23 protein-coding genes and 1 pseudogene are annotated in these 23,483 nt (G+C 62.0%); 8 read left to right on the forward strand and 16 right to left on the reverse strand.

Annotated features, from left to right (window positions below; genetic code table 11):
• Positions 1-70: 70 nt before the first annotated feature.
• Positions 71-1,132 (reverse strand): succinylglutamate desuccinylase/aspartoacylase family protein, encoded by a 1,062-nt coding sequence (locus AC245Y_RS23495; protein WP_012759804.1) that lies wholly within the window; start codon positions 1,130-1,132, stop codon positions 71-73.
• 101 nt (positions 1,133-1,233) lie between these two features.
• Entirely contained in the window at positions 1,234-1,833 is a 600-nt protein-coding gene (locus tag AC245Y_RS23500) for a 2'-5' RNA ligase family protein (RefSeq protein ID WP_017995766.1), read from the reverse strand.
• A 282-nt stretch (positions 1,834-2,115) separates the two neighbouring features.
• On the opposite strand from AC245Y_RS23500, the gene AC245Y_RS23505 reads away from it, so the two are divergent.
• Positions 2,116-2,679, forward strand: a complete 564-nt coding sequence (locus AC245Y_RS23505; protein WP_012759806.1) for a methylated-DNA--[protein]-cysteine S-methyltransferase — start codon at positions 2,116-2,118, stop codon at positions 2,677-2,679.
• Positions 2,680-2,791: 112 nt separating this feature from the next.
• On the opposite strand, the gene AC245Y_RS23510 is transcribed toward AC245Y_RS23505, so the two are convergent.
• From AC245Y_RS23510 to AC245Y_RS23520, 3 genes are read right to left on the reverse strand one after another with little or no spacing between them, the layout of a single operon-like run.
• The gene (locus tag AC245Y_RS23510) at positions 2,792-3,526 is read right to left on the reverse strand and encodes an SDR family oxidoreductase (protein WP_026157539.1); all 735 of its coding nucleotides are present in this window, start codon (positions 3,524-3,526) and stop codon (positions 2,792-2,794) included.
• 38 nt (positions 3,527-3,564) lie between these two features.
• Positions 3,565-4,416, reverse strand: a complete 852-nt coding sequence (locus AC245Y_RS23515; protein WP_017995768.1) for an oxidoreductase — start codon at positions 4,414-4,416, stop codon at positions 3,565-3,567.
• Between the two features lie 58 nt (positions 4,417-4,474).
• Complete coding sequence (locus AC245Y_RS23520) at positions 4,475-4,846, reverse strand: Atu4866 domain-containing protein (protein ID WP_017995769.1); 372 nt, start codon at positions 4,844-4,846, stop codon at positions 4,475-4,477.
• A gap of 128 nt (positions 4,847-4,974) precedes the next feature.
• Between AC245Y_RS23520 and AC245Y_RS23525 the strand changes: the two genes are divergently transcribed.
• The 3 genes from AC245Y_RS23525 (at position 4,975) to AC245Y_RS23535 (ending at position 7,509) form a co-directional block, all read left to right on the forward strand.
• Positions 4,975-5,871 (forward strand): LysR family transcriptional regulator, encoded by an 897-nt coding sequence (locus AC245Y_RS23525; protein WP_017995770.1) that lies wholly within the window; start codon positions 4,975-4,977, stop codon positions 5,869-5,871.
• A gap of 199 nt (positions 5,872-6,070) precedes the next feature.
• Positions 6,071-6,925, forward strand: coding sequence for a helix-turn-helix domain-containing protein (locus AC245Y_RS23530; RefSeq protein ID WP_017995771.1), 855 nt, complete (start codon positions 6,071-6,073; stop codon positions 6,923-6,925).
• Positions 6,926-6,963: 38 nt separating this feature from the next.
• Positions 6,964-7,509 carry a YbhB/YbcL family Raf kinase inhibitor-like protein gene (locus tag AC245Y_RS23535; protein ID WP_017995772.1) on the forward strand — a complete coding sequence of 182 codons (546 nt, stop codon included), beginning with the start codon at positions 6,964-6,966 and terminating at the stop codon, positions 7,507-7,509.
• A 105-nt stretch (positions 7,510-7,614) separates the two neighbouring features.
• Here the strand turns inward: AC245Y_RS23535 and AC245Y_RS23540 are convergent, their stop codons facing one another.
• Positions 7,615-8,106 (reverse strand): GNAT family N-acetyltransferase, encoded by a 492-nt coding sequence (locus tag AC245Y_RS23540; RefSeq protein ID WP_017995773.1) that lies wholly within the window; start codon positions 8,104-8,106, stop codon positions 7,615-7,617.
• Positions 8,107-8,393: 287 nt separating this feature from the next.
• Between AC245Y_RS23540 and AC245Y_RS23545 the strand changes: the two genes are divergently transcribed.
• Together AC245Y_RS23545 and AC245Y_RS23550 are read left to right on the forward strand one after the other, a co-directional pair.
• Positions 8,394-9,275: an AraC family transcriptional regulator gene (locus tag AC245Y_RS23545; protein WP_017995774.1), complete on the forward strand. Its 882-nt coding sequence runs from the start codon at positions 8,394-8,396 to the stop codon at positions 9,273-9,275.
• Between the two features lie 213 nt (positions 9,276-9,488).
• Positions 9,489-10,019, forward strand: a complete 531-nt coding sequence (locus AC245Y_RS23550) for a dihydrofolate reductase family protein (RefSeq protein ID WP_012759815.1) — start codon at positions 9,489-9,491, stop codon at positions 10,017-10,019.
• 79 nt (positions 10,020-10,098) lie between these two features.
• On the opposite strand, the gene AC245Y_RS23555 is transcribed toward AC245Y_RS23550, so the two are convergent.
• Positions 10,099-10,995 carry a LysR family transcriptional regulator gene (locus tag AC245Y_RS23555; RefSeq protein ID WP_017995775.1) on the reverse strand — a complete coding sequence of 299 codons (897 nt, stop codon included), beginning with the start codon at positions 10,993-10,995 and terminating at the stop codon, positions 10,099-10,101.
• Between the two features lie 263 nt (positions 10,996-11,258).
• Here AC245Y_RS23555 and AC245Y_RS23560 point away from each other — a divergent pair.
• Positions 11,259-11,909, forward strand: a pseudogene (locus AC245Y_RS23560) (SDR family NAD(P)-dependent oxidoreductase); the annotation flags it as partial.
• A 245-nt stretch (positions 11,910-12,154) separates the two neighbouring features.
• On the opposite strand, the gene guaA reads toward AC245Y_RS23560, so the two are convergent.
• The 3 genes from guaA to AC245Y_RS23575 all read right to left on the reverse strand — a co-directional run bounded on the left by guaA (position 12,155) and on the right by AC245Y_RS23575 (position 14,919).
• Positions 12,155-13,717, reverse strand: a complete 1,563-nt coding sequence (guaA, locus tag AC245Y_RS23565) for a glutamine-hydrolyzing GMP synthase (protein ID WP_017962899.1) — start codon at positions 13,715-13,717, stop codon at positions 12,155-12,157.
• Positions 13,718-13,834: 117 nt separating this feature from the next.
• Positions 13,835-14,473: a 5'-methylthioadenosine/S-adenosylhomocysteine nucleosidase gene (locus tag AC245Y_RS23570; protein WP_012759820.1), complete on the reverse strand. Its 639-nt coding sequence runs from the start codon at positions 14,471-14,473 to the stop codon at positions 13,835-13,837.
• Positions 14,470-14,919, reverse strand: coding sequence for a PaaI family thioesterase (locus AC245Y_RS23575; protein ID WP_003544704.1), 450 nt, complete (start codon positions 14,917-14,919; stop codon positions 14,470-14,472). Before AC245Y_RS23575 ends, AC245Y_RS23570 begins: the two co-directional genes overlap by 4 nt.
• A gap of 254 nt (positions 14,920-15,173) precedes the next feature.
• On the opposite strand from AC245Y_RS23575, the gene AC245Y_RS23580 reads away from it, so the two are divergent.
• Complete coding sequence (locus AC245Y_RS23580) at positions 15,174-16,250, forward strand: DUF2252 family protein (protein ID WP_017995777.1); 1,077 nt, start codon at positions 15,174-15,176, stop codon at positions 16,248-16,250.
• Between the two features lie 16 nt (positions 16,251-16,266).
• Here AC245Y_RS23580 and AC245Y_RS23585 read toward each other — a convergent pair whose 3' ends face one another.
• From AC245Y_RS23585 to AC245Y_RS23610, 6 genes are all read right to left on the reverse strand, one after another.
• Positions 16,267-17,346 (reverse strand): DUF1513 domain-containing protein, encoded by a 1,080-nt coding sequence (locus tag AC245Y_RS23585; protein ID WP_017995778.1) that lies wholly within the window; start codon positions 17,344-17,346, stop codon positions 16,267-16,269.
• Positions 17,347-17,350: 4 nt separating this feature from the next.
• Complete coding sequence (locus AC245Y_RS23590) at positions 17,351-18,451, reverse strand: imelysin family protein (protein WP_026157542.1); 1,101 nt, start codon at positions 18,449-18,451, stop codon at positions 17,351-17,353.
• Positions 18,451-19,989, reverse strand: coding sequence for a di-heme oxidoreductase family protein (locus tag AC245Y_RS23595; protein WP_012759824.1), 1,539 nt, complete (start codon positions 19,987-19,989; stop codon positions 18,451-18,453). The genes AC245Y_RS23590 and AC245Y_RS23595 overlap by 1 nt, the downstream gene beginning before the upstream one ends.
• 47 nt (positions 19,990-20,036) lie before the next feature.
• A complete protein-coding gene (locus AC245Y_RS23600; RefSeq protein ID WP_017995780.1) occupies positions 20,037-21,311 on the reverse strand; it encodes an imelysin family protein in 1,275 nt (424 codons plus the stop codon).
• Between the two features lie 285 nt (positions 21,312-21,596).
• Positions 21,597-22,886: an RsmB/NOP family class I SAM-dependent RNA methyltransferase gene (locus AC245Y_RS23605; RefSeq protein WP_012759826.1), complete on the reverse strand. Its 1,290-nt coding sequence runs from the start codon at positions 22,884-22,886 to the stop codon at positions 21,597-21,599.
• 144 nt (positions 22,887-23,030) lie between these two features.
• Complete coding sequence (locus AC245Y_RS23610; protein WP_012759827.1) at positions 23,031-23,393, reverse strand: septal ring lytic transglycosylase RlpA family protein; 363 nt, start codon at positions 23,391-23,393, stop codon at positions 23,031-23,033.
• Positions 23,394-23,483 lie beyond the last annotated feature (90 nt).

The raw sequence follows: 23,483 nt of genomic DNA on the forward strand, positions 1-23,483 counted from the left end.
GGCGCAAACGCCGTGCGACGTTTTATCCCCGAGCGCGTCGACAATCGCAGCCGGACAAAACCGGCCCCGTTCAATTCTCCAGCGTGCCGGCCTTGCGGGAAGCCTTGCTGGGTTCGTCACAGGCGATCTTCATCAGGTCGCCGCGCCGCCGCACCAGCCTGTCGGAGGTTCGGGTCAGGATCAGCCCGTCCTGCGGCGCGGTGAGCTCGATGCTGCCGCCCGGCTGCCCCGGCCTAGTGACGATCGTCACTAGGCGGTCGCCTTCGGCAACCCTCTCGCCGATGTCGCGATGGAAGAGCACGGCTCCGCCTTCTGGCGTGCGGATGATCTCGACATTGTCGAGCGGCACGGCCGGACCGGAAAATGGCATTGCCGCGGGCTTTTCGTCGCCAACGGTCCCCCGTGCCGCGAGGAAGTGCCAGAGCCCATCCGCATCCTTTTTCGCCAGCACCGGATCGACGTCGCGTTTGCCGCGCAGCTCGACGGTGACGGAGAGTTTGCCGGGCAGACGGGGCCGGCGTTCGCCGGGAACCTCATATTTCCATGCAAAGCCGACGGCCTCCTCGAAGGCCGAGCTTTCGCCATCCGAAAGCAGCACGGCCTCCATGCCGAGTGAAGCGGCAAGATCGGCGGCCTCCGGCCAGAAGGCCTCGTCGATATAGGCATATTGCAGGGATTCGTCGTCGCAATGCAGGTCGAGCACGAGATCGGCGCCAAGCGCCATATGCAGCAGCTGCCTCTTCAATCTGTCGGTAGCCGGGTAATCATCGAGATCTTCGGTCAGCGTGGTGCGATCGACAATCGAGATCAGCGGAAAATCCCGGTTGAAATTGGTGCGTGAGCCCAGGTCGAAACGGCCCTGCAGCTCGCCGAAATGCGATTGCGCCGCACCGATCGGATTGGCCTGCGGCACGATGGTGATGTCGCCGGCGATCCCACCTTGGCTTTCCGCCTGCCGCAGCCTTTCGCAGAGGAAATGCAGCAGCACCGTTCCCGGCAGCTCGCCGGCATGCAGTGCCGCCTGGATATAGGCCTTCGGCGCCTTCGGATCGTGGCCTTTAAAGCGCAGCACCGGCAACCGCCACTCCGTTCCCGGCGTATCTCCAGGGATGATGATCTCTGAAACGTCCATGCTGTCTTCGTTCCCGTTTACAACCAGCGCCCGGTTAGGCATTCCGAGCTATATGAGCGGAAATGGGGCAAGCGCAAGCGTGGTCCGAAGACATCATTGCCTCAGCCGAGCAGCGGCCAGCGATCGATGATCCGATGTTCGGTTTTTCCGAGAACACTGTGGATGAGCAGGAATTCGGACGCGGTCCATGAAACGGGTGTGTCGAGGGTCGTCGGCGGCACGGCTTTGCGGTCATAGAGAAGTGTCATGTGCGGCTTGTAGTCGCGGCCGACATTGTGCCGCAAGCCGGCATTGTACATGCCGACGCCCAGTTGGACGTGCAGCCGTGTCAGTGGTTTCCGTCCGCCTTCGCCGCAAAGCACAAGCGAACGCGCCTGCGGGAATCGCATGATCCGGTCGAAGCTTATTGCGATCGGGGCACTCTCGACTGTGGCGCCGGCCTGTCGTGCCGCGAAGACCACATCCTCCGGCAGCCTCGGATAGTCGCCGACCCAGATGATCGACACATGCAATGTCGTCAGGCGCGGCATCCCGGAAAGGGAGAAGGCTCGACGATAGTCATCGGCGATTGCGGCCGCCTGCTGCTCGACGGCATCAGGAGGGCAGAGCGCAAAGAAAAGTCGGTGTCCGCTGACGTAGCTTTCGTTCCGCCGTCCGCGACCATTTTTGTCGTCTCCGAAGTCGAAGGGCATCTGGTTCATGGAGTTTCAGGTCGTCATGACCCGCCTCGTCGTTTTCAAAACGCGACGAAGATACTCTGCAAGGAAACAACATCAAGAACAAAAAGAGAACATAATTTCCCGACATGCTCGGGGCCACACTTATCCGAAACGTCGCTCAGGACCGGGTGAAGTGGCTAGTCGGTCGACAATGCAGGGGCGCATCGCAATATTTCCTGGAAGCCTGACGCGCGCAAGAAACGGGTTGAAACAGCGGCCGTCCCATACGATTTTGAAGGTCATCGAAAACGCGGAGGCTGTGTCATGGCTGAGACAACGCACCACTATCTCATCTTCGAAACCGCGGGCGGTTTCTGCGGTATTGCCTGGAGCGACGCCGGCATCATCCGTTTCCAACTGCCGACCAAGTCAGCGGAAGCGACGGAACGGTTGCTGTTGCGCCGCCTGCCGGATGCCGAAGCCGGCGCGCCGACGCCTGGCGTGCTCGAGACGGTCGCCGCCGTGAAACGCTACTTCCAGGGCGAGGAGACGGATTTTTCCGGCGTCGAACTCGATCTTGCCGGCCAGGATGCCTTCTTCCGGGATATTTATGCGGCGGCAAGGCGTGTCGGCTGGGGCCGCACCACCACTTACGGCGCGCTGGCCAAGGAGCTCGGCGTCGGGCCGGAAGCCGCCCGCGACGTCGGCCAGGCGATGGCGAAGAACCCTGTCGCCCTGATCATCCCCTGCCACCGGGTGCTTGCGGCCGGCGGCAAGATCGGGGGCTTCTCCGCGCCCGGCGGTTCGTCATCGAAGGCCCGCATGCTGGAGCTCGAAGGCGTCAACCTTGCACCGCCGCCGCCCGCCCAGCAGTCGCTGGGTTTTTAGGCGGCGGAGGTTCTTTCGTTTTCCGCAATTCCCGGCAAAATCGCTTCGCGCTTTGCCTGGCAAAACCGCTCTACACTTTTGCTGGAATTACTTTGGCAGCAATCTCAGCGGATCAATAGGGGCTGGCTGTCGGTCGGATGATGATCTCGCTGACATCGACATCATCAGGCTGGCTGACGGCGTAGAGGATCGAATTGGCGACGGCCTCGGGGCTGATGGTGATCGCCCTGAAAGCCTTCATGGCATCACGCGCCGTCGGATCGGTGATGGTGTCGGCGAGTTCCGATGTCGTCGTGCCCGGAGAGATGACGGTGACGCGGATACGATCGGACTCCTGCCGCAATCCGTCCGAGATCGCCCGTACCGCGAATTTCGTCGCGCAATAGACAGCCGCCGTCGGAGAGACGCTGTGGCCGCCGATCGAAGACAGGTTGATGATCTGCCCTGATCCCTGCGCCTTCATGATCGGAAGCGCCGCCGCAATGCCATAGAGAACACCCTTGATATTGACGTCGACCATCCGGTCCCATTCGTCGACCTTGAGGGCGTCGAGTAGCGACAGCGGCATGACGCCGGCATTGTTGACGATAACGTCCAGCCGTCCGAATTCGGAGCGGGCGAAGCCTGCAAAGGCTTCCACCTGGGAACGGTCGGTGACGTCAAGCTGTCGCCGGCGCACCGACCCGCCCTTTGCGGCGATTTCGCCGGCGAGTTCCTCCAGGCGCTCGGTGCGGCGGGCGCCGATGACGATATGGGCGCCTGCGGCAGCCAGCACCTTTGCCGCGGCCTCTCCGATGCCGCTGCTGGCGCCGGTGATGGCAATGACTTTCCCTTTGATATCAGACATTTCAAGCTCCATTTTTGCAGGTGAGATTTTCGTTACGGTTAGCTTGGAAAATCGGCGCTGAGCGTCGTCTCCGCCCAGGCGTCGAAATTTGCGCGCAACGCATCGAGCCGTTCGCGGGCGATCTTCAAGGCGGGTGCGCCGAGCAGCAGGCGTAGCGGCGGTTCGTCCGCCTCGAACGCCGATATGATCGCGGTTGCCGCGCGCGCGGGATCGCCCGGCTGGTTGCCGGAGACCGAGCGGGTGGCCTGGCGGCGCTTGCCGGATGTTTCGGCATAGTCTTCGATGATCGTGCTGGATTCGACCATCGATCGGCCGGCCCAATCCGTGCGGAAGGCGCCGGGTTCGAGGATCGTCACATCGATGCCAAGCGGCCTGACCTCATGGGAAAGCGATTCCGATAGGGCTTCGACCGCGAACTTGGTGGCATGGTAATAGCCGGTTGCAGCAAAAGCGACGAGCCCGCCGAGCGACGAGACGTTGAAGATATGCCCTTGCCGGCGTCGGCGCATGCCCGGCAGAATCTGCTTGGTGATGGCGATCAGTCCGAACACATTGGTCTCGAACTGGGCGCGTATCTCGGCATCATCGCCCTCTTCGATCGCTGAGAGGTAGCCGTAGCCGGCATTGTTGACGAGGACGTCGATCGCACCGAAATGCGTTTCGGCGTCACGGACTGCGCCGGCGATGGAGCGGCTGTCCGTCACATCGAGTGCAAGGGCAAGCGCGCGGTCCCCGTGTTGTGCCTTGATATCTGCCAGTGTCTCGGGTCTGCGCGCCGTCATGGCGGCGCGCCAGCCACGGGCCAGCACGGCTTCGGCGAGTGCCCTGCCGAGGCCGGACGATGCGCCGGTGATGAACCAGATGGGTGTTGGGGAAGACATGATCGTCATCCTTTCCGGCCGGCAAACGCGGCCTTCTCCTGTGTGGTGTTGCCTTTCAGGCGGCACATCATTTGCGCCGAAGCACCATGCCGCCATGATGGAGGGTATCGCCGTCGACGAAATCGCCGTCGGCCGTGAAGCCCGTGTCATCCCAATATTCGATGTGGCTTCCGCTGACTTCGTAACGTCCTCGATAGGCGCTTTCGCGGTTGCCGCGGGCTTCGTCGTAACGGCCATTCGGCAGAAGTTCGTGGCGGACGCGGCCATCATCCGTCATCCACATGCCGATATAGGGATGTTGCTGCATTCTGTTCTCGCTTGTTTGTTGCTGCTGATCTCGGCGGTTCACGCCATCGGTAGCGGACGAACTGGTCGCCGCGCCAACCAGGGTGACCGCCGTGAAAAGCTGAAGGACCGGGCTTTTGAAAATCTTTCGCATTGCCTTGCCTTTCGAAGAAGATCTGCCGATGAGTGCGTCTTGGCGTTGATCTCGACTTGAAAGATAGCGTGCCGATCCGCGGCGATTAAGTTGCCAATCCAGGATGCCTTGGTTAGAAATACTAACCAATGGTCGATGATCTCGAAGGCATTTCAGTTTTTCTTGCGGTGGCCGAAGCGCGGAACTTCCGGCTTGCCGGCGAGCGGCTTGGCGTCACCCGCTCCGCCGTCAGCCAGGCCCTGCAGCGCCTTGAGGATCGGGTTGGCGTTGCCCTGGTCCAGCGCACGACGCGCAGCGTCAGCCTGACCGAAGCCGGTGAAGTGTTCTTCGACGCGGTTCGTCCATCGGTCCGGCAGGTCAAGGATGCAATGCAGACTGTGCGAGAAATGCAGGCGCGCCCGAGCGGTCTGCTGCGGATCACCGTTTCCTCGATCGCCGAGAACTTCCTCTCCGGCACCTTGCTGGCCGGTTTCATGGAAGCCTGCCCTGACATCAAACTCGATATCACCATCACCGATGACGAATTCGATATCGTCGAAGCCGGCTTCGACGCGGGCGTTCGGCTCGGCGAAATAATCGAAAAGGACATGATCGCAATTTCAGTCTCCGAAGAGCAGCGACAATGCGCCGCCGCATCCCTCAGCTATCTCGAGCGCCGCGGCCATCCCCGCCACCCCGGCGAGTTGCAGAACCACGCCTGCATCGGATGGCGACCACGCCCGGATACGGCACCCTATCGCTGGGAGTTCACCGAAAACGATCGCGACTTCGACGTCTCCGTCGATCCCACCATTACGACCAACGACATGGGAATGATGATCCGCATGGCCTGCGCCGGGGCCGGGATCACCTTCGGTATGGTGGAGACCTTCCAGCCCTATATCGAACGCGGCGAACTCGTGCCGCTGCTGGAGGACTTCTGTCCACCCTTCCCGGGTTTCTATCTCTACTACCCCAGGCGCCAACGGCAGCCGCTGAAGCTGCGCGCCTTGGTCGATTATGTGCGCAGATTTGACGGGCGGTAATGCGGTCTGGGCTCAAGCTGCCGCTGGCAAGTCTCGACGGCGATTTCAGGCCAGTCGCACGGGCTCAAATCCTGCGCCTTGGGCTGAATGTTGCCGCTGGCATCCGGCTTTGATATTCCCGATGAAAGAGGCCAGCGAGGCGGCGCGCGCTCTATAGAGGCCACCGCTCGCCGAGCTTCCATCCTTTTGCGGAGAACATATGCTCGACGACGTCTTTCCTGTTCCGGCCAGGGCTTTGATCCGTCAGGGTGGGCGGGCCTGTTTTTATCGTCTCGTCAATACGAGCCCCTTGTTGATACAGGTGCAGTCGGGAACCAAGATCGTCATGGCCGATGATAAGGCTTTGCGCCTCGAAGCCGGCGCTTATGGCTTGCTGCCCGACTATCGACCGTTGACGATGGAGAACATTCCCAAGGCGCCGCAGAAGTATCAGACCCTGGCGCTTCCCGTTCCGCGACAGCTGTTCGACGAAGCCTATAGCAGGATGGGGTCGATTGCCGTCCCATCAAGGCCTGTCCCGGCAGGCACCTCGGACCTGCCGGAAGAAGCTGCGGCATTGTTTGACTATTGCTGTCAGCCCGGCAATCTGACGAGGCTTCCCGGCGCCATTGCCAAGGCGCGGTTGCTCGAACTCATCACTTGGTTTGCGCTCGGCGGAGCGGTGCTGGGCCAATGCCAAAGTCCTCGGCTCGAGGACCGGCTGCGGCAGATGATTGAAAGCGATACGGCCTTTGATTGGACGCTGGGGCACGCGGCGCGCTCGTTCAACATGAGTGAAGCGACGCTGAGGCGGAAGCTCGCCGCCGAAAGTACCGGCTTTACTGAGATCTTGAGCGATACAAGAATGAACCGCGCCTTGGGCCTCATTCAAACCACAACCCTGCCGATGGCGCAGATTGCGCTTGAGGTCGGTTACGACTCTCCTTCTCAATTCGCGGCGCGGTTCAAGGAGCGGTTCGGCGTCAATCCGCGCCATGTCCGGGGTGGCTCTGAGCGTTTTGAGCGGATCGGGGCAGAAGTTGAGCGTAGCGGGGCAGATGCGCTTGCGCGGTGACGATAGTTTTCTTGCATTATCAACCGCAGGAAAACAGCATGCGTTTTATCACAGCAGTACTTCTCGCTACGTCCGTCTTTGGCGCGACGGCCGCACAAGCCGAAATGAAGCTCACCTCGAAGGATCTGGCCGCCGGCAAGTCCATGGCCGACGCGCAGGTCTTCAACAGCTTCGGCTGCGCCGGCAAGAACATCTCGCCGGAACTGACCTGGTCGGGTGCGCCTGAGGCGACCAAAAGCTTCGCCGTCATGGCTTACGATCCGGATGCTCCCACAGGCTCGGGTTGGTGGCATTGGTCGGTCTTCAACATTCCCGCAAATGCCTCGGAGATTGTCACCGGCGCCAGCGGTGACAAAAAGCTTCCCGCAGCCACTGTCGAAGGTCGCACGGATTTTGGCATGTCTGGATATGGCGGCGCATGCCCGCCGGCCGGCGATCAGCCGCACCACTACCAGTTCACCGTCTACGCGCTCTCGGTGGACAAGCTCCCGCTTCCCGAGACCGCCCCGGCTGCCATGGTTGGCTTCTATGTCAGGGCCAATACGCTCGACAAGGCCTCCGTCGAGGTCACCTACGGCCGCTGAAGCCGGCTTCGGATCCGCAGTCGTCATTTCCTCCATGACAACGGCCGGCCGAGGTGACTGAACCTTGGCCGGCCGTTCCTGTGCGGGCTTATCCGGCCCGCAAAATTAGACCGTCATCGCTTCCCAGCAGATCAACGGACCGTCGTCGGCATCGATACGCTCGCCGATACGGATAAAGCCATTGCGCTCAAGAACGCGCTGGGACGCGATGTTGTCGACCCCGGTCTCCGCAGAGACCAGGGCGACGCGAGGGTCATGCCGCGCCCACTCCAGCAACTGCCCTATGGCCCGCGTGGTGCATCCACGACCCTGGCGTGAGGGCGCAAGCCCATAGCCGATATGGATGTTTCCATCTTGTGGAACCCGAACGACGGAGCAGAGGCCGACGATCTCGCCATCCTCCACGATCATCCAGGCCGACGGCGAGAATTCAGCGCCTATGTCAGTCGCGAGGCGGTTCAACATCTCCAATATCTCAGGAGGCGCAATTGCGCTGTCTTGGACAAGGCGCAGATTGCGAGGCGCGATGCCCTTTAGCAGCGCTTCGAAGTCACGAGTGGTTAGTTCGATGATCATAGTCTTCTCGACATTAGACATGCGCCAGCATTGGGCGCGCTAAGGCCGAGCGATAGAGCGAGGATCAGCTCTCGGTCACGATGCCGTGCGCCTTCATCCCTACCGCCGCAGCCGGTGAATTCTGGATCGTTGCGACGGCAAACAAAGGCATTCTCCTCTAAGATGGAAATGCGAATAACAGTGCCGGGCGAGGATCGCAAGTGCTCCGATCGGGCCGCACGCCGGCTGATCCATGCCAAACCGCAAGATCGGTCGAGCGCTGCGTTGCCTGAGGGATCTAGTTTGAGCTGCCACGGAGACCAAGACGAATGACCGCAGCGCTTCGGAACTATCATGAGCGGATGCAGCGAGTGCTGGATTATGTCGACCGGCACCTCGATGACGATCTCGATCTTGACGTGTTGAGCAGTGTCGCAGCCTTCTCGAAATTTCATTTCCACCGGCAGTTCACGGCGACCTTCGGATTGTCAGTGTATCGCTATATCCAGCTTGCCCGCATGAAGCGCGCTTCATACCGGCTGGCTTACAGGGACGAAGAACGCGTCACCGATATAGCGATGGATGCCGGTTACGACGCACCGGATGCCTTTGCCCGCGCCTTTCGGCAACGGTTCGGGCAATCGCCTTCGTCGTTCCGGAAATCTCCCGAATGGGAGCCGTGGCTTGCCGCCTTCGGGCCTCTCGACAATGCAAGGAGCAAGCTCATGCAGAAGACTTTCATCGCTGAAGACGTGATAATTCGCAATGTGCCTGCCACGCCGGTGGCGATCATGGAGCATCGGGGCGACCCGGCGACGCTCGGCGCCACCATCCAGCGATTCATCGCTTGGCGCAAGGCCGCTGGCCTGCACCCCAGGACAAGTCCGACCTTCAACGTCTGGCGCTCCGAGCGGCGTCCTCAGTCGCCTGCCGATTATAGCGTCGACCTTTGTGTCGGGATCAGCCAACCAATCGAGGCGAACGGCGAAGAGATCAAAGCCGGCGAGATCCCCGGCGGGCGCTGCGCGGTGCTGCGTGTCGTCGGCAACACCGACAATCTGGAGCCCGCCGCGCTCTACCTTTATCGCGACTGGCTTCCGGCCAGCGGCGAGGAAGCACGCAACTTCCCGATCTATTGCCAACGGCTGAGCTTCTTCCCGGAGGTGGCGGAGCATGAGGCGGTGGCGGAGCTGTTTCTGCCGCTGAAATAGCGTCCCTCTGACGGCGGCTTGTCCATGCTGATCGCTGATAGCGGACAGGTCGTTGTCCACCTCAGGCCGGTCGGTTGGCGACCATCAGCTCGCGGATCTATGTGCACTTCAAAAACCAATTGCGATATAAAACCAGTTGAGCTAACTTCCAACCGATTGCATAATGCAAGCAGGTCTGCGCGCGGATATGCCGTTTTAGGAAAGGAAGTGAAGATGGCTAAGCTTGTGTTCGGAATGAACCAGTCCCTGGACGGCTACGTCGATCATATGGCGTTTGCGCCAAGCCCGACACTCTTCCGCCACTTCATCGAAGAGGCTCAGCGGCAGGCGGGTAGTGTGTACGGTCGTCAGATGTATGAGGTCATGCGCTACTGGGACGACGAACATCCTGAATGGGATGCAGAGCGACAGGCTTTCGCGACGGCGTGGCGGAGCCAACCGAAATGGGTCGTCTCGCGCTCATTGGCGTCGGTCGGTCCCAAGGCCACGCTTGTTGGGGAAGATCTTGAGGCCGCGATCCGCGAACTGAAGGCGGAACGCGACGGCGAGATCGAAGTTGCCGGCCCCAATTTGGCGCAAAGCCTGACCGAACTTGGCCTGATCGATGAGTATCGAATCTACCTGCACCCCGTCGTGCTCGGTCACGGCAAGCCATATTTCGCCGGACCCCGGCCGCCGCTCCACCTGATGGCTCATGACCGGATTGGCGAGGATGTGATCAGGTTGACCTACGTTCCTGCTTGATCTCGCGACTTGCCAGACGAAAATCGCAGCGCGGCTTCCGACCGGATGACGGCAAGCGTCGCCGGCGGCCTGCCGGGCGTCAGTCGCGCGATATGGGCAGCCCCGCGAGAAGCGGAGCGTATGCGGCGAGCCTGTGGTATACGAACTCCGTGAAGAGCCGGACGCGCTTCGTCTTGCGTGTCTCCCCCTGCGTGAGAAGCCAGAGCGTTCCATGCATGTGCAGGTCGCTGCCGGGCACTCTTACCAATAGCGGATCGGCATCTCCGACGAAGCACGGCAGCGTCGTCATCCCGAGCCCTTGCCGTACAGCAACGATCTGCGCCTCGCCGTCCGTGGTCCTGAACGGAACCCCTGTAGTGCGAACCTCACCCTCGCTGGCCCAATCCGGAATGCCATGCATGCTGATGACGATCCACCGGATGGGATCAGGCGCGCCCGCACGCCACGCTGCCAGCAGATCGCGGGACATGTAGATACCGCCGAATATATCCGGTCCCTTCAGGCCGTGAAGATTGAGCGGCAGGGTTTTGCGGTCGTAAACGACGCGGATCGCCACATCGGCCTCTCGGTTGGTCAGATTTGCCAGCTCGCCGGACGACAAGACTTCCATCTCGATATCAGGATGCTGACGCGCGAAATCGGCGAGGTCCGGCATCAGGAGGTGTGTCGCAAGGGTCGGAGCCAACGTCACCCGCAGCAGCCCGCGCACACTCTGGTCGCGCCCGAAGACGCGCGTCTCCAGCTGGTGCGACGACGCTTCCATCTGGTTCGCGAGTTCGAGAACCTCGTCGCCCGCAGCCGTCAGGCGGTAGCCCGAAGGCAGCTTTTCGAACATCTGCGCCCCGAGGCGTTCCTCGAGCTGTGCGATGCGTCGCAGCACGGTCGCGTGATTCACTCCGAGGCCCTTGGCGGCAGCCCGCACCGAGCCTCCGCGCGCCACGGCCAGAAAGTAGCGAATGTCATCCCAGTCAATCATGGTGCAATCCGGCACCGCGCGGTGCGCCTTCCCAAGCCAGTATCTAACGCATCGTACAGCAGTGCGGGCGGTCATCATAGCCTATGTAGGCAAGGACGGCCCGATTCCAAACGGCGCACACCCATCGTCGCGGCTGGCGTCAGTCGTCCGGCCGGATCGATTTTGCACCACCCATGTGCGCGCTTCCGCACTCAACGCCTGACTTCGGCGAACCTATTTTGAGGCTCTCGGGGGCGTCCCCGAACGACCAAAGGATGCATGACATGAACAGACTGAATGGAAAGACCGCCGTGATCACCGGTGGCGCTACCGGCATCGGCCGCGCCGCAGCCAAACGCTTCATCGAGGAGGGCGCTTTCGTCTTCATCTTCGGCCGCCGGCAGGAAGCGCTCGACGCCGCAGTGGCCGACCTAGGGCCCAATGCCCGTGCGGTGAAGGGCTCGGTCTCCGATCTGGGCGACCTCGAGCGGCTTTACGCGGCGGTGAAGGCCGAGCGCGGAACCCTCGACATCGTCTTCGCCAATGCCGGGGCGGGAAGTCAGCTTGCGCTCGGCAAGATCACCGCCCAGCACATTGACGAAACCTTCGACACCAATGTGAAGGGTACGATCTTCACGGTCCAGAAGGCGCTGCCGCTGATGGGTAAGGGCGGTTCGATCATCCTGACCGGATCGAGCGCCGGCACCACGGGCGCACCGGGATTTACGGCCTACAGCGCAAGCAAGGCGGCAGTGCGCAACCTCGCGCGGACCTGGGCTGAGGACCTGAAGGGCACCGGCATCCGGGTCAACGTGCTGTCACCCGGGGCGACGGCGACAGAACTCGCGAAAGAGGCGCTGGGCGGGGAAGGCCAGAAGGCCTACGGCGCGATGACGCCGCTCCAGCGTATGGCCGATCCGGAGGAGATCGGGGCGGATCGACGCCGAGAACTGGTCGCGCGCGCTAAAGCATGTCGCGCAAAAGTGTGCAGCGGTTTTGCGATAACGACATGCGTAAAGACAAAGAGCTAAAGCACGATGCGTAGATTCAAAGTGTTAGAGCGTCCTTCGTGCGTCCGAAAGGACTCACGGCGCTCTAACAACTTCGAGCAGCGCGCGACCGAATATTTGAAGGCCACAAAGTCGTGAAGGTTGGGGTGGGCCCGACGGCGGTACTCCCCTCACTCCCACTCGATTGTGCCGGGCGGCTTGCTCGTCACATCATAAACCACGCGGTTGATGCCGCGCACCTCGTTGATGATGCGGGTCGCGGCGCGGCCGAGGAATTCCATGTCGTAGTGGTAGAAGTCCGCCGTCATGCCGTCGACCGAGGTGACGGCGCGCAACGCGCAGACGAATTCATAGGTGCGCCCGTCGCCCATGACGCCAACGGTCTGGACGGGGAGCAGCACGGCGAAGGCCTGCCATATGGCGTCGTAGAGGCCGGCTTTGCGGATTTCGTCGAGATAGATCGCATCGGCTTCCCGCAGGATCTCCAGCTTTTCGCGGGTGATGCCGCCGGGGCAGCGGATCGCAAGGCCGGGGCCTGGGAAAGGGTGGCGGCCGATGAAGCTGTCGGGCAGGCCAAGCTCGCGGCCAAGCGCGCGCACCTCGTCCTTGAAGAGCTCGCGCAGCGGCTCGACGAGCTGCATCTTCATGCGCTCCGGCAGGCCGCCGACATTGTGGTGCGATTTGATCGTCACCGACGGGCCGCCGGTGAAGGAAACGCTTTCGATCACGTCGGGATAGAGCGTGCCCTGGCCGAGGAAATCGGCGCCGCCGAGCTTCTTGGCCTCTTCCTCGAAGGTCTCGATGAACAGCCTGCCGATGATCTTGCGCTTGGTTTCCGGGTCGCTGACACCCTCGAGTTCGCCAATGAAGCGATCGGCGGCATCGACGTGCAGCAGGTGCAGATTGTAGTGCTCGCGGAACATGGCGACGACGCCGGCCGCCTCGTCCTTGCGCATCAAGCCGTGGTCGACGAGGATGCAGGTCAGCTGGTCGCCGACGGCCTCGTGGATCAACAGGGCTGCGACGGAGCTGTCGACGCCGCCCGAAAGCGCGCAGATGACACGCTTGTCGCCCACCTGCGCGCGGATCTGCTCGACCGCCTTCTGGCGATAGGCCGACATCGACCAGTCGCCCTTGATGCCGGCGATGTTGTGAATGAAATTGCCGATCAGCTTGGCGCCATCAGGCGTATGCACGACTTCCGGGTGGAACTGCACGCCGTAATATTTGCGCTTCTCGTCGGCGATGAAGGCGTAGGGTGCGTTGGAGGAGGTGGCGACCACCTCGAAACCATCCGGCAGCGCGGTGACGCGGTCGCCATGGCTCATCCAGACCTGATGGCGCGAGCCGGAGGACCAGAGGCCCTCGAACAGCTGGCAGTCCCTGTCGACCTCGAGGAAGGCGCGGCCGAATTCGCGGTGATGACCGCTTTCGACCTTGCCGCCGAGCTGCATGCACATTGTCTGCTGGCCGTAGCAGATGCCGAACACCGGCAGGCCGCTGTCGAAGATGATCTGAGGCGCTCGCGGCGATCCCTCGTCCACCGTGGAAGCCGGGCTGCCGGACAAGATCACGGCCTTCGGCTGCAGGCGGTGGAAGCCCTCTTCGGCCGATTGGAAGGGAACGATCTCGCAATAGACGCCGGCCTCGCGCACGCGTCGTGCGATGAGCTGGGTCACCTGGCTGCCGAAATCGACGATGAGAACGGAGTCGGGATGTGCTGTCTGGGTCATGGCGAGGCTTTAATGAAAAGCGCTTCGCCTTGCAATCCGGGAAATCGGCGGCATCGGGTTTTTATTGTTCCGATTGTCCCCCGCGCGTCTAAAAAGACGTGCGGCGCGTTCATGGGCTCAGAACCAGAAAACCCCGTCCTCCAGCGCCGTGAACAGGCTGTCGACGCCATAGGAGAGCTTGCGGTCGACGATGTGCAGATATTCGGTCCAGCCCGAAATATGCTGCAGCTCGACGGCGCCGTCGGAAATGCCGCGAAGGCCGATCAGCGGCAGCTTGTAGCCCTGGCAGGCCCGCAGCACCGCATAGGTCTCCATATCGACCATGTCGGCGTCGATGCCGGTATAGGCGGCGCCCGAGATGATGTTGCCTCCGGTGGAAAGACTTGCTTCGGCAATGCCGGGAATGCGCAGCGGCAGATCGAGCGTTGCGGGCAGGTCGAGAAAGGGTGTCTTGCCCTTTTCGAAGCCGAGCGGCGAGGCGTCCATGTCGCGGTAGGAAACCGAGGTCACCTGATAGATTTCGGTCTGCTCCAGTTTCGCGGAGCCGGCCGAGCCGAGGGACACGACGAGATCGGGCAGGTCGTCGACAGCATCCAGCCGCGCCAATGTCTTGCTCAGCGCGATGGCCGCCTCGACCGGGCCGACGCCGGTCATCAGAGGTTCGATGCGCGAACGCAGGAAGGGACCGTATTCGGCCTCCGCCGCCATGACGAAAAGGATGGATTTCCCCGCGACCGATTTCAGTTCGAACTTCATCCCGTAATGCCCTCTCTACCGCGGATCACCATCATCGTTCCGGTCATGGAGGCGATGAGTTTCGCCGGCCCGTCGCTGATCGCGTAGCCTCGTCCGTCGGCGACGATGATGGTGGAGCCGGGTTTGGTGATTTCCCCGCGAAACAGGAAACGATCGCCCCGCCCCGGCGACATGAGATTGACCTTGAACTCGATCGTCAGGATCGAGGCTTCCGGGTCGATGACGCTATAGGCGGCAAAGCCGCAGGCCGAATCGAGCGCTGCGGAAATGATGCCCGCATGCAGGATTCCGTGCTGCTGTGTCAGTTTGACGTCGAAGGGTAGTTCGATCTCGACGACGCCGTGCTCGACGCGCGTCAGCTCCGCGCCGATCGTTTCCATCGCCGCCTGCCGCGCAAAATTACGGCGGATTCGCGCGCGGAAATCGCCCCTGTCAGTCTCGCTCATGTCTGCCCCTCTTGCAGCCGCGAAATTGGCATGGCGCGCCGCATTCGACAAGCTGGACATTGCTGAAATCGGTCTGGGCGGCGATGGAAACCCGGGACCGTGTCGCCGGGGCAACCTTTCACCTTTCCGTCGCCGTGCACGCTGGTACCGCTGGCCAGTACCGGTCGATTGTGGCGATCCGATGCGAAGACGATTGCAGCTTCGCGCGGCGCGCGTATTCTCCGCATCGCGTCGCGAAATGATGGAGTGCCGGCATGACGACGATATCGCAATCGGTCCGCAATTTCGAGACTTGGCTGGCCGGCGAACTCGGCGACGATCTCGTCAAGGACGATCTGCGGGAGAAGCACGAGAAGATGCGAAGCGGCGATTTCGTCTTCCTGCGCGCTACCTATTGGCGCTGGTGCGAGATCATCCTCGATATCTGCCCGGAACTTAAAGGCGCGCCTGAGGTGCTGGCGATCGGCGATACACATCTGGAGAATTTCGGCACCTGGCGCGATGTCGAGGGCCGGCTCGTCTGGGGCGTCAATGATTTCGACGACGCGGCGGTGATGCCCTATGCATTTGATCTCGTTCGCCTTGCGGCAAGCGCCATCCTGGCGCGCGGCGACGACGGTCCCTCGGTTCGCATGATCGGCGAATTGATCTTGAGCGGCTATCGCCGGGGCCTCGAAAATCCGTTGCCCGTCATCCTCGAGCGCGACCACAAATGGCTGCGCAAGGCGCTGATACTGCCGAATTCCGAACGGCGGGAATTCTGGGAGAAATACGAAATGTTGCTTCCCGGCAGCAAGCCGCCACCGTCAGCCTATGTCAAGGCGCTCACAGGCGCGCTGCCGTCCGGGACGGGACCCTTCGTGCCGAAGCCGCGCAGCGGCGGCACCGGCAGTCTTGGCCGGCCGCGTTTCGTCGCCTATGCCGAATGGCAGGGTGGGCCGGTACTGCGCGAGGCAAAGGCGCTGCTGCCGTCCGTCTGGTCGCTTCGCCACAGGCCCCAGGACGTGGCGATCCATGCGGGCGAGATCGCCAATGGACGGGCGCGCTCAGCCGATCCTCACTATCGGGTCTCCGGCCGTATCCTCGTGCGCCGGCTCTCGCCGAACAGCTGCAAGATCGAAATCGACCAACACCCCGAGATCCTGCTTTCGCCGACGATGCTCGAACTGATGGGCTTCGAGATCGCCAATTGCCATTCCGACGATGCGGCGGCCGTTGCGGCGATCCTGAAGGATTTGGCGGCGCGGGGAAACGAATGGCTGCATGAGGCGGCAAGGGCCGCGGCATCGAGCGTCAGCGCCGAGCAGAAAGCCTATTCGCGTGCCAGCTAAAACTCTGCTTCCGTGATTAGATCCGCACGATGTGCTGATCCCAGGCGACGTCACTGCGGGTCGACAGGAAATCGCCGTCATAGGAGGAGACGGCAAAGCCGCTTCTGGCCGGGGCGATGCCCGCCGCATCCGGAATGGAAGTCTCAGTCAGCATCTTGCCCGTCCTTGCGTCGATGGTCACCGAGGCGCCGCCCTTCGGCGAGGTGATGCCGACGAGACCTTCGCTGCGATTGACGGCGATCGCCCCGACGTAATTGGCAAGCCTGCGCGTCGTCTCCTCCGGCAGGTCGATGAAGGAAAGATCTTCCCCCTTGGCGAAATGGCCGACAAGCGGCGGCAAATCCTTGCGGTGGCCTTCATACTGGCAGGCGAACCAGATGCGGCCCGCGCTATCGAGATCGACATGGCGGGTGGAGAGTTCTGCCCATTCCGCCGGCAGCACATGTTTTTCGACTAGCGCCCCGGTCGCCGCATCGATCAGCACCAGCGACGGCTGCATCTCCCCGAGATTGAGCTTGGTGCGGCCAAAATCCGGATGCGTCTCGATGCCACCATTGGCGACGATCAGCAGGCGTCCGTCGTCGGACACGGTCATGTCGTGCGGACCGATGCCGTAGGTTTCGAATTCGCCGATGCGGGTGAAGCGGTCGGTGGCGTCGTAGAGGCCGATCATGCCGCGATTGCCGTCGAAGTCGTTCTCGCTGGCGTAGAGCAAACGGCCGTCAGGAGAGAAGGCGCCGTGGCCGTAGAAATGCCGGTCCTCCCTGGAGTTGATGACGATCGGCTCGCTTTTGTTCCAGGAATCGAAGATCATCGCATAGGTGCCGGGCCGGCGCGCGAAGGCGACCGTCTTGCCGGTGCTGGCGCTGAAGGCCATGCCGTGGGCGCGGGCGGGAAGCGCCACCTGATCGACGATCTCGCCGCGCTCGGTCACGGTCGCAATGGCAAAGGAGCCGTCGGCTGTCCTAATGCCCGAGGCATAGACCGCATCGGCCCGCTCCAGCGCCATCAGCGACCTTGGCGTCAAGGTGGCAAGGAAGCCGAGCCCCGCCGCCTTGACGAAGCTGCGTCGGTCGATCGCGGCACTTTGCATCATCGTCTCAGTCTCCGTCCGAAAAGGAAAAGCCGGCCGAAAGGCCGATCGCCGCGCCATATTCGTCGCTGATCCTGGTGATCAGGTCGCGGCTGTCGGCAAGCAGCGTATCGAGCTTGGCCTTCTCCGCATCGCTTGTGGCGACATCGATGTCGGGATTGAGCTTCGGCACGCTGTCGAGCAGCGATTTGAAGTCCTCGTCGATCGCGGCGGCGATCGGCTGTTTGTCCGGCGGCAGAAGTTCGGCCATGCCGGCCTTCTGCCAGAGCGTGCGCAGGCCCTCCAGATTGGCGGCCATCGATTTCCAGGTATTTTTGGAGCGCCAGTAGATCGCCATACGCGGCCGCGGCGCGGTGTCCTTGCCCTTGTAGAACTGCTCCAGCCGCTGGTCGCGGACATTTTCCGCACCATGGACCAGAATGCCGAGCAGCGCGGTCACCGCTTCCTTGTTGTCCATGAAATCATTGCTCTGCGGGCCTGGATGTTTCCAGCTCGCCTGCACGCCGTCGGGCTTTTCCCAGGCGGCGACGACTTCGCCGGCCTCACGCTGGATATTGCCGGCGACTGCCTCGCCGTAAAGGCAGCGGAAACTGCCCTTCTGCCCGACGAGATCGTCGGAGCCGTTGCCATAAAGGACGTATTCCAGCGCCGTCAGGCCTTGCAACGCAACACTCTTGCCGGCGATCGCATCAACGGTCGCATCCTTCGGGTCGGCCTTGGCGATCAGCGCCTGCACCTGCTTGAGGCCGACGCCCTTACGGTCGGGATAAAACAGGATGTGCTCGAATAGATTGTCCTGGATAACAGGTCCGGTCTGGACGATCTCGATGATCGACCAATAGCGGATCGTGTCGTCGAATGTGGACTTCGCCTTGTCGAGCGTCTGCTGCGTGCCGTCGGCGCAAAGATCCTTCATCGCCGTCGTCAGCCGAGCGGCCGATTGTTGCATGTTGCGATAGCCGGGACGGATCACCTCGTCGACGGCGCGCTGCATGACGGCGGGAACGGCATCCTCGTTCAGCCCTGCCGGGGGAGTGGCCGTCTGGGCGACCGCTGATGTCGCGAGGCCGATCAGAGTAAGGCAGAGCAGGGGGTGCCAAAGGCGCATCAAAGTGACTCCAGGAATGTAATCAGGGCCGCCCTGTCGTCTTTCGGCAGGGAGGAGAAAGCGTTGCGGGCCTTTTCAGCTTCGCCGCCATGCCAGAGGATCGCTTCGGTGAGATCACGCGCACGGCCGTCATGCAGGAAAAAGCTGTGTCCGCTGACAGTTCGGGTCAGTCCTATACCCCATAGCGGCGGCGTGCGCCATTCACGTCCGCTTGCAAGGCCGACCTGCTGCCCGTCGGCAAGCCCGTCGCCCATGTCGTGCAGAAGAAAGTCGGAATAGGGCCAGATCAGCTGGAAGGACTGTGCCTTGTCCGGCGTATCCCGGCGGGTGACGAATTTCGGCAGATGGCAGGAAATACAGCCGCTTTCGTAGAAGATCCGCTTGCCCTGCAGCGTCTCGGGGAAACTCGCCTTGCGCCGCGCCGGAACGGCAAGATTTCCGGAATAGAAGGTGACGAGGTCGAGAATGGGCCCCGGCGCTTCTTCGGCGCCCAGCCGCTTCTGCACGCCGGTTGGCATATCACGGCATTTCTCTTCGGCCCGGGTGCAATCGCCCTGCGCATCCGGGTGATCGGGCGTCGAGATGCCGATATCGTTGGCGAAGGCATCGGCACTCTGGTCGCGCACCGTGGCGTTCTGTGCCTTCCAGCCGAATCGTCCGAGCGCGATCTTGCCGCTGCGGTGGTCGCGCACGATTGCTGCCTTGCCGGAGATGCCGTCGCCGTCGGCATCATCAGGATCGGCATGGGCCAGGATATCGGCCTCGGGAATGGCCTCGATCAGTCCGAGGCCGATCATCGCCGAGGCGACACGCGGCGAAATCGTCGTCGCGGGGTGGAGTGGTCCATAACCGAGGTTCGTCACCGCATAACTCGGCAGGCGCAGCGATACGGTCTCGCCGTCGCCGAGCGTCACCCTCTCTTCCTGGTAGCTGATCGCCATCTTTCCTTCTGCAGCAAGGCCGGGAACGGCAAGGTCCTGCAGCTGATGGCCGTAGACCGGATCGGGAAAATTGACGACATCGGCACTTGCGACCGCCTTTTCTTCCTCCGGCGTCGTGGCGGCGCGGGAAAGCCGCAGGAACATCGAGGTGGCGCTCGGGCCTCCCTCCGGTGGTTTGCCGCGGCCGTCATTGACATGGCAGCTCATGCAGGAGCGGGCGTTGAACAGCGGCCCGAGACCATCGGAAGCCTGCGTCGAGGAGGGAGCGGACACCCAGAGCTTGCGGAAGAGCGCGTTGCCGAGCTTGAAATTCTGCTCTTCCTCGAAGGGGATATTGGCCGAAATATGCGAGAAGCTGTCTTCGGTGACAGGGTCTATCGAGGTCGTAGCCCCTGCCTGCATGGCTTCGTATTGTTCGGCCTTGGAAAAATCCGCTGTCGGCCGGGTGACGGCGGCGACGCGTTTCAGATCGGCCTCGGAGAGGTCGGTGCGTTTCCGCGGCAGATCGAAACCGGCGGCGATGCTGACGGAAAAACCGGCAATCGTGGCGCAGAGCGCTACGCTGGCGAAAAATCGGCGGGCCGGGGCATGCGACATTTCAGGGTCCGGGCCGCTCCTGACTTCGAAGCGGCCCGCCTTTTTGCTTATTTGAAGACGGCGTTAGGATTATCCAAGCTGTCGGAACCTTCAAGCTGAACCGTGCCGAGATCGAGTGCGGCAATAACGCGCTGCACCGATTTCGTTTGGTCGATCAGGCCGTCGATGGCGGCCTGAACGACGGCGTTGCCTTCCTTGTTGCCTTCGCCGATCATCTGATCGTACTTTTCGACGGTCTCGCCGCGCTTTGCCATGGCATTCATCGCATCGAGCGTCTTGTTGAGCTTGCCTTCCACTTCGGCATCGAGCGCCTTGTCCTTGGCGGCCACCCGATCATGCAGCGACGGGCCGCTGAGCTTGGTGCCGTCGACGCGGGTATAGTTGCCGGTATAGGCGGCAGCGATGCCGATCGCGTCGTTGAGATGCGAGTTGTAGGTATTGTCCGAGAAGCAATCATGCTCTTCTTCCGGATCGTGCAGCAGCAGGCCGAGCTTCATGCGCTCGCCGGCGAGCTCGCCGTAGGAAAGCGAACCCATGCCCGTCAGGATCGCGACGAGGCCGGCCTTCGGATCGGCTTCGACGTTCTTCGTCGCAGCGCCGTCCGGCGTCCAGTTGTCGGTCATTTCCTGCAGGTCGGAAACCAGCAGGGTGGAGGCGGATTTCAGATATTCGGCGCGGCGGTCGCAATTGCCGTGCGTGCAGTTCTTGAGGTCGTAATCGGTTGCCGGACGATCGCCGGCGCCGGGACCCGTGCCGTTCAGATCCTGACCCCAAAGCAGGAATTCGATGGCGTGATAGCCGGTCGCGACATTGGCTTCGATGCCGCCGGCCTCGGCCAGCGTGCCGGAGAGGAATTCCGGCGTCAGCTTGGAGGCGTCGACATCTTTGCCGTCGATCTTGATCGTCTTGTTGGCGATGACATTTGCCACATAGAGAGAATTTTCGTCGCTCTCGGTGCCGTAGGAAGCATCGACATAGTCAATCAGGCCTTCATCGAGCGGCCACGCATTGACCTTGCCTTCCCAGTCGTCGACGATCGGATTGCCGAAGCGATAGACTTCCGTCTGCTGGTAGGGGACGCGCGCCTTGATCCAGGCCTCCCTGGCGGCCTTGAGCGTCGCATCAGTCGGCGCCTTCAGGAAGGCGTCGATCGCGGCGTCGAGCGCCTTGGCCGTCGTCAGCGAGTCTTCGTATTTTGCATGCGCCACGTCGGCATAGTGTTTCACCACGCTAGCAGCATCGGTCGCGGCATGCGCAGGAAGGGCGAGCAGGGCGGCGGGGGCAATCGCCAGCACGGCTGCGCGGAATGTGTTGAGCTTCATGATCCTCTCCTGTGACGGGATTTTCCGTCTACCGCATCGGCCCGAAAATCGGAATCGATTTTCGGAAAGCACGATGCGTCGATTCAAAGTGTTACAGCGTCCTTTGCGCGTCTGATAAGACGCGCGGCGCTGTAATCGGGCTCCGTCTCTTCGCGCAAAAGCAAACTGGTGTCAAACACTCTAGTTTGGAATGATTTTAAGAACGGACAGGCGTGGCTAACCGGTCATTTTTGAACGGCATTTGCTTGAAAAACCGGCAGTTGCTGAGGCCTCCGCTAAGTCGCGTCAGCCCTTCCGCTGCATGCGGCAGAAGAAGAAGCCGTCTGTATCGGTGGAAGCGGGGGTCAAAGTCACCGACAGGCCGTCGGAAGAGTGCGGACGCGGGGCGTCCTTTCCGAAGAGCTGATCCCAGGCAGGCAGGGCACTGACGATCTGAAAATCAGGATTGTCAGCCGTGAAGCGGCGCGCCTGTTCCTCGTTCTCTTGGGGCAGGACCGAGCAGGTCACATAGATCAGTTCGCCGCCTGATTTGACGAAGCTGCTCGCCTGCGCCAGCGCGTCCTGTTGCTGGGCGGTGCGTTCGTCGAGGTTCTTCGCGGTCAGCCGCCATTTCGTATCGGGGCGGCGGCGCCATGTGCCGGTGCCGGTGCAGGGCGCGTCGACTAACACCTTGTCGCAGCGTCCGGCAAGGGCGGCGAGCGCCCTGGCATCGTCATGCACCTGGACATTGCGTGTGCCCGCCCGCTTCAGCCGCTCGATGATCGGCGCCAGCCGTTTGCGGTCGGCGTCATAGGCGTGAACCTGTCCCTTGTTCTGCATGGCCGCGGCCATGGCGAGCGTCTTGCCGCCGCCGCCGGCGCAATAGTCGAGAACCTGTTCGCCATCATGGGCGAGCACCAGGTCAGCGACGATCTGTGATCCCTCGTCCTGAACTTCGAACCAGCCTTTCTGGAACGAAAGCTCGGCTGTCACGTTGGGAAGACGCGAGGCGCCTTCGCCAGCGGCAATCCGGATGCCGTAGCGGGCGATCTTCGCAGCATGCGCGTTGGCTCTTTCGAGCGCCTTGACGACCTTGTCGCGGGACGCCTTGAGGCTGTTGGCGCGCAGATCGAGCGTCGGGCGGGCGGCGAGCGCCTGTGCCTCGGCGAGCCATCCGGCGCCGAAGGCCTGTTCGAAGGAGGGTTGGACCCATTCGGGAATATCGCCGCGGATATGCGGCGGCGCATCGTCGAGCGAGCGGCTTTGAAAGGCCGCAACAGCGTCGGCTGAAAGCGGCGCCGGCGCAAATTTGTCATCCGCCAGCTCAGTGGCAAGACGGTCAGGTGTGAAACCCCATTGGCGGAACATGACGGCATGGGCAATGGCAGCAGGACTGTCGTCATCCATCAGCCATGCATGGGAAAGCCGCATGCGCAGTGCGTCATAGACGATGTTGCCGATCGCAGCACGATCGCCGGAGCCGGCGAAGCGGTGCGCAAGGCCCCAGTCCTTCAGCGCGTCGGCGACAGGCCGCTTGCGGGCATCGATGTCCGCGAGCACAGAAATCGCCCCTTCGAGGCGGCCGCCCAGACGCATTCACATGTCTCCTGTTGCCGTGGCGTGTGAACGATCAGCGCAAACGCGAGTGTCACGCAGTCGTTTGTTCACAAGTCTCAACCGGGTGGTAACCGCGATTGACGGCAAGAGCAAGCGCCGCTTCCGGCGCAGTCAGTGGCGGCCTCAGCTGACGACCTGGTAGCAGACCTTCGCAGTGCCGGAGCTCACCATGCCGATATTCTGCGCGGCGGCGCGCGACAGGTCGATCACACGACCACGGATGAACGGACCACGATCGTTGATACGAACGACGACGGTGCGGCCATTGTTGCGGTTGGTGACCTTCACCTTGGTGCCGAAAGCAAGCGAACGATGTGCGGCAGTCAAGATGGCAGGGTTCATACGTTCCCCGGAAGCAGTTTTGGAGCGAAGTGCGTACCATGAAGCACCGCCACAACCATTGCCAGCAAAACCTTCCGCCGGAAGCATGGAAGAACAGGCTGCAATAGTTACAGCGGCGACAATAGAACGACGTATGTTCTTCAAAACAGAGTATCCCTCAACTATTGAACTCACGCCCTTGCAGGCGGCGGGGCTTAAATCTGCGAAAAAGTGGCGAAAAAGTGCCGCTACTGT

It is taken from the genome of Rhizobium sp. SRDI943 (assembly GCF_057653695.1).

Excerpts from the sequence above, each read along its gene's own strand:
- AC245Y_RS23525 (WP_017995770.1), top strand. The coding sequence starts at position 4,975 with ATGGTCGATGATCTCGAAGGCATTTCAGTTTTTCTTGCGGTGGCCGAA.
- AC245Y_RS23535 (WP_017995772.1), top strand. The coding sequence starts at position 6,964 with ATGCGTTTTATCACAGCAGTACTTCTCGCTACGTCCGTCTTTGGCGCG.
- AC245Y_RS23595 (WP_012759824.1), bottom strand. The coding sequence starts at position 19,989 with ATGTCGCATGCCCCGGCCCGCCGATTTTTCGCCAGCGTAGCGCTCTGC.
- AC245Y_RS23570 (WP_012759820.1), bottom strand. The coding sequence starts at position 14,473 with ATGAAGTTCGAACTGAAATCGGTCGCGGGGAAATCCATCCTTTTCGTC.
- AC245Y_RS23510 (WP_026157539.1), bottom strand. The coding sequence starts at position 3,526 with ATGTCTGATATCAAAGGGAAAGTCATTGCCATCACCGGCGCCAGCAGC.
- AC245Y_RS23590 (WP_026157542.1), bottom strand. The coding sequence starts at position 18,451 with ATGCGCCTTTGGCACCCCCTGCTCTGCCTTACTCTGATCGGCCTCGCG.
- AC245Y_RS23555 (WP_017995775.1), bottom strand. The coding sequence starts at position 10,995 with ATGATTGACTGGGATGACATTCGCTACTTTCTGGCCGTGGCGCGCGGA.
- AC245Y_RS23515 (WP_017995768.1), bottom strand. The coding sequence starts at position 4,416 with ATGACGATCATGTCTTCCCCAACACCCATCTGGTTCATCACCGGCGCA.
- AC245Y_RS23520 (WP_017995769.1), bottom strand. The coding sequence starts at position 4,846 with ATGCGAAAGATTTTCAAAAGCCCGGTCCTTCAGCTTTTCACGGCGGTC.
- AC245Y_RS23500 (WP_017995766.1), bottom strand. The coding sequence starts at position 1,833 with ATGAACCAGATGCCCTTCGACTTCGGAGACGACAAAAATGGTCGCGGA.
- AC245Y_RS23530 (WP_017995771.1), top strand. The coding sequence starts at position 6,071 with ATGCTCGACGACGTCTTTCCTGTTCCGGCCAGGGCTTTGATCCGTCAG.
- AC245Y_RS23495 (WP_012759804.1), bottom strand. The coding sequence starts at position 1,132 with ATGGACGTTTCAGAGATCATCATCCCTGGAGATACGCCGGGAACGGAG.
- AC245Y_RS23585 (WP_017995778.1), bottom strand. The coding sequence starts at position 17,346 with ATGATGCAAAGTGCCGCGATCGACCGACGCAGCTTCGTCAAGGCGGCG.
- AC245Y_RS23580 (WP_017995777.1), top strand. The coding sequence starts at position 15,174 with ATGACGACGATATCGCAATCGGTCCGCAATTTCGAGACTTGGCTGGCC.
- AC245Y_RS23575 (WP_003544704.1), bottom strand. The coding sequence starts at position 14,919 with ATGAGCGAGACTGACAGGGGCGATTTCCGCGCGCGAATCCGCCGTAAT.
- AC245Y_RS23605 (WP_012759826.1), bottom strand. The coding sequence starts at position 22,886 with ATGCGTCTGGGCGGCCGCCTCGAAGGGGCGATTTCTGTGCTCGCGGAC.
- AC245Y_RS23540 (WP_017995773.1), bottom strand. The coding sequence starts at position 8,106 with ATGTCTAATGTCGAGAAGACTATGATCATCGAACTAACCACTCGTGAC.
- AC245Y_RS23545 (WP_017995774.1), top strand. The coding sequence starts at position 8,394 with ATGACCGCAGCGCTTCGGAACTATCATGAGCGGATGCAGCGAGTGCTG.
- AC245Y_RS23600 (WP_017995780.1), bottom strand. The coding sequence starts at position 21,311 with ATGAAGCTCAACACATTCCGCGCAGCCGTGCTGGCGATTGCCCCCGCC.
- AC245Y_RS23550 (WP_012759815.1), top strand. The coding sequence starts at position 9,489 with ATGGCTAAGCTTGTGTTCGGAATGAACCAGTCCCTGGACGGCTACGTC.
- guaA (WP_017962899.1), bottom strand. The coding sequence starts at position 13,717 with ATGACCCAGACAGCACATCCCGACTCCGTTCTCATCGTCGATTTCGGC.
- AC245Y_RS23505 (WP_012759806.1), top strand. The coding sequence starts at position 2,116 with ATGGCTGAGACAACGCACCACTATCTCATCTTCGAAACCGCGGGCGGT.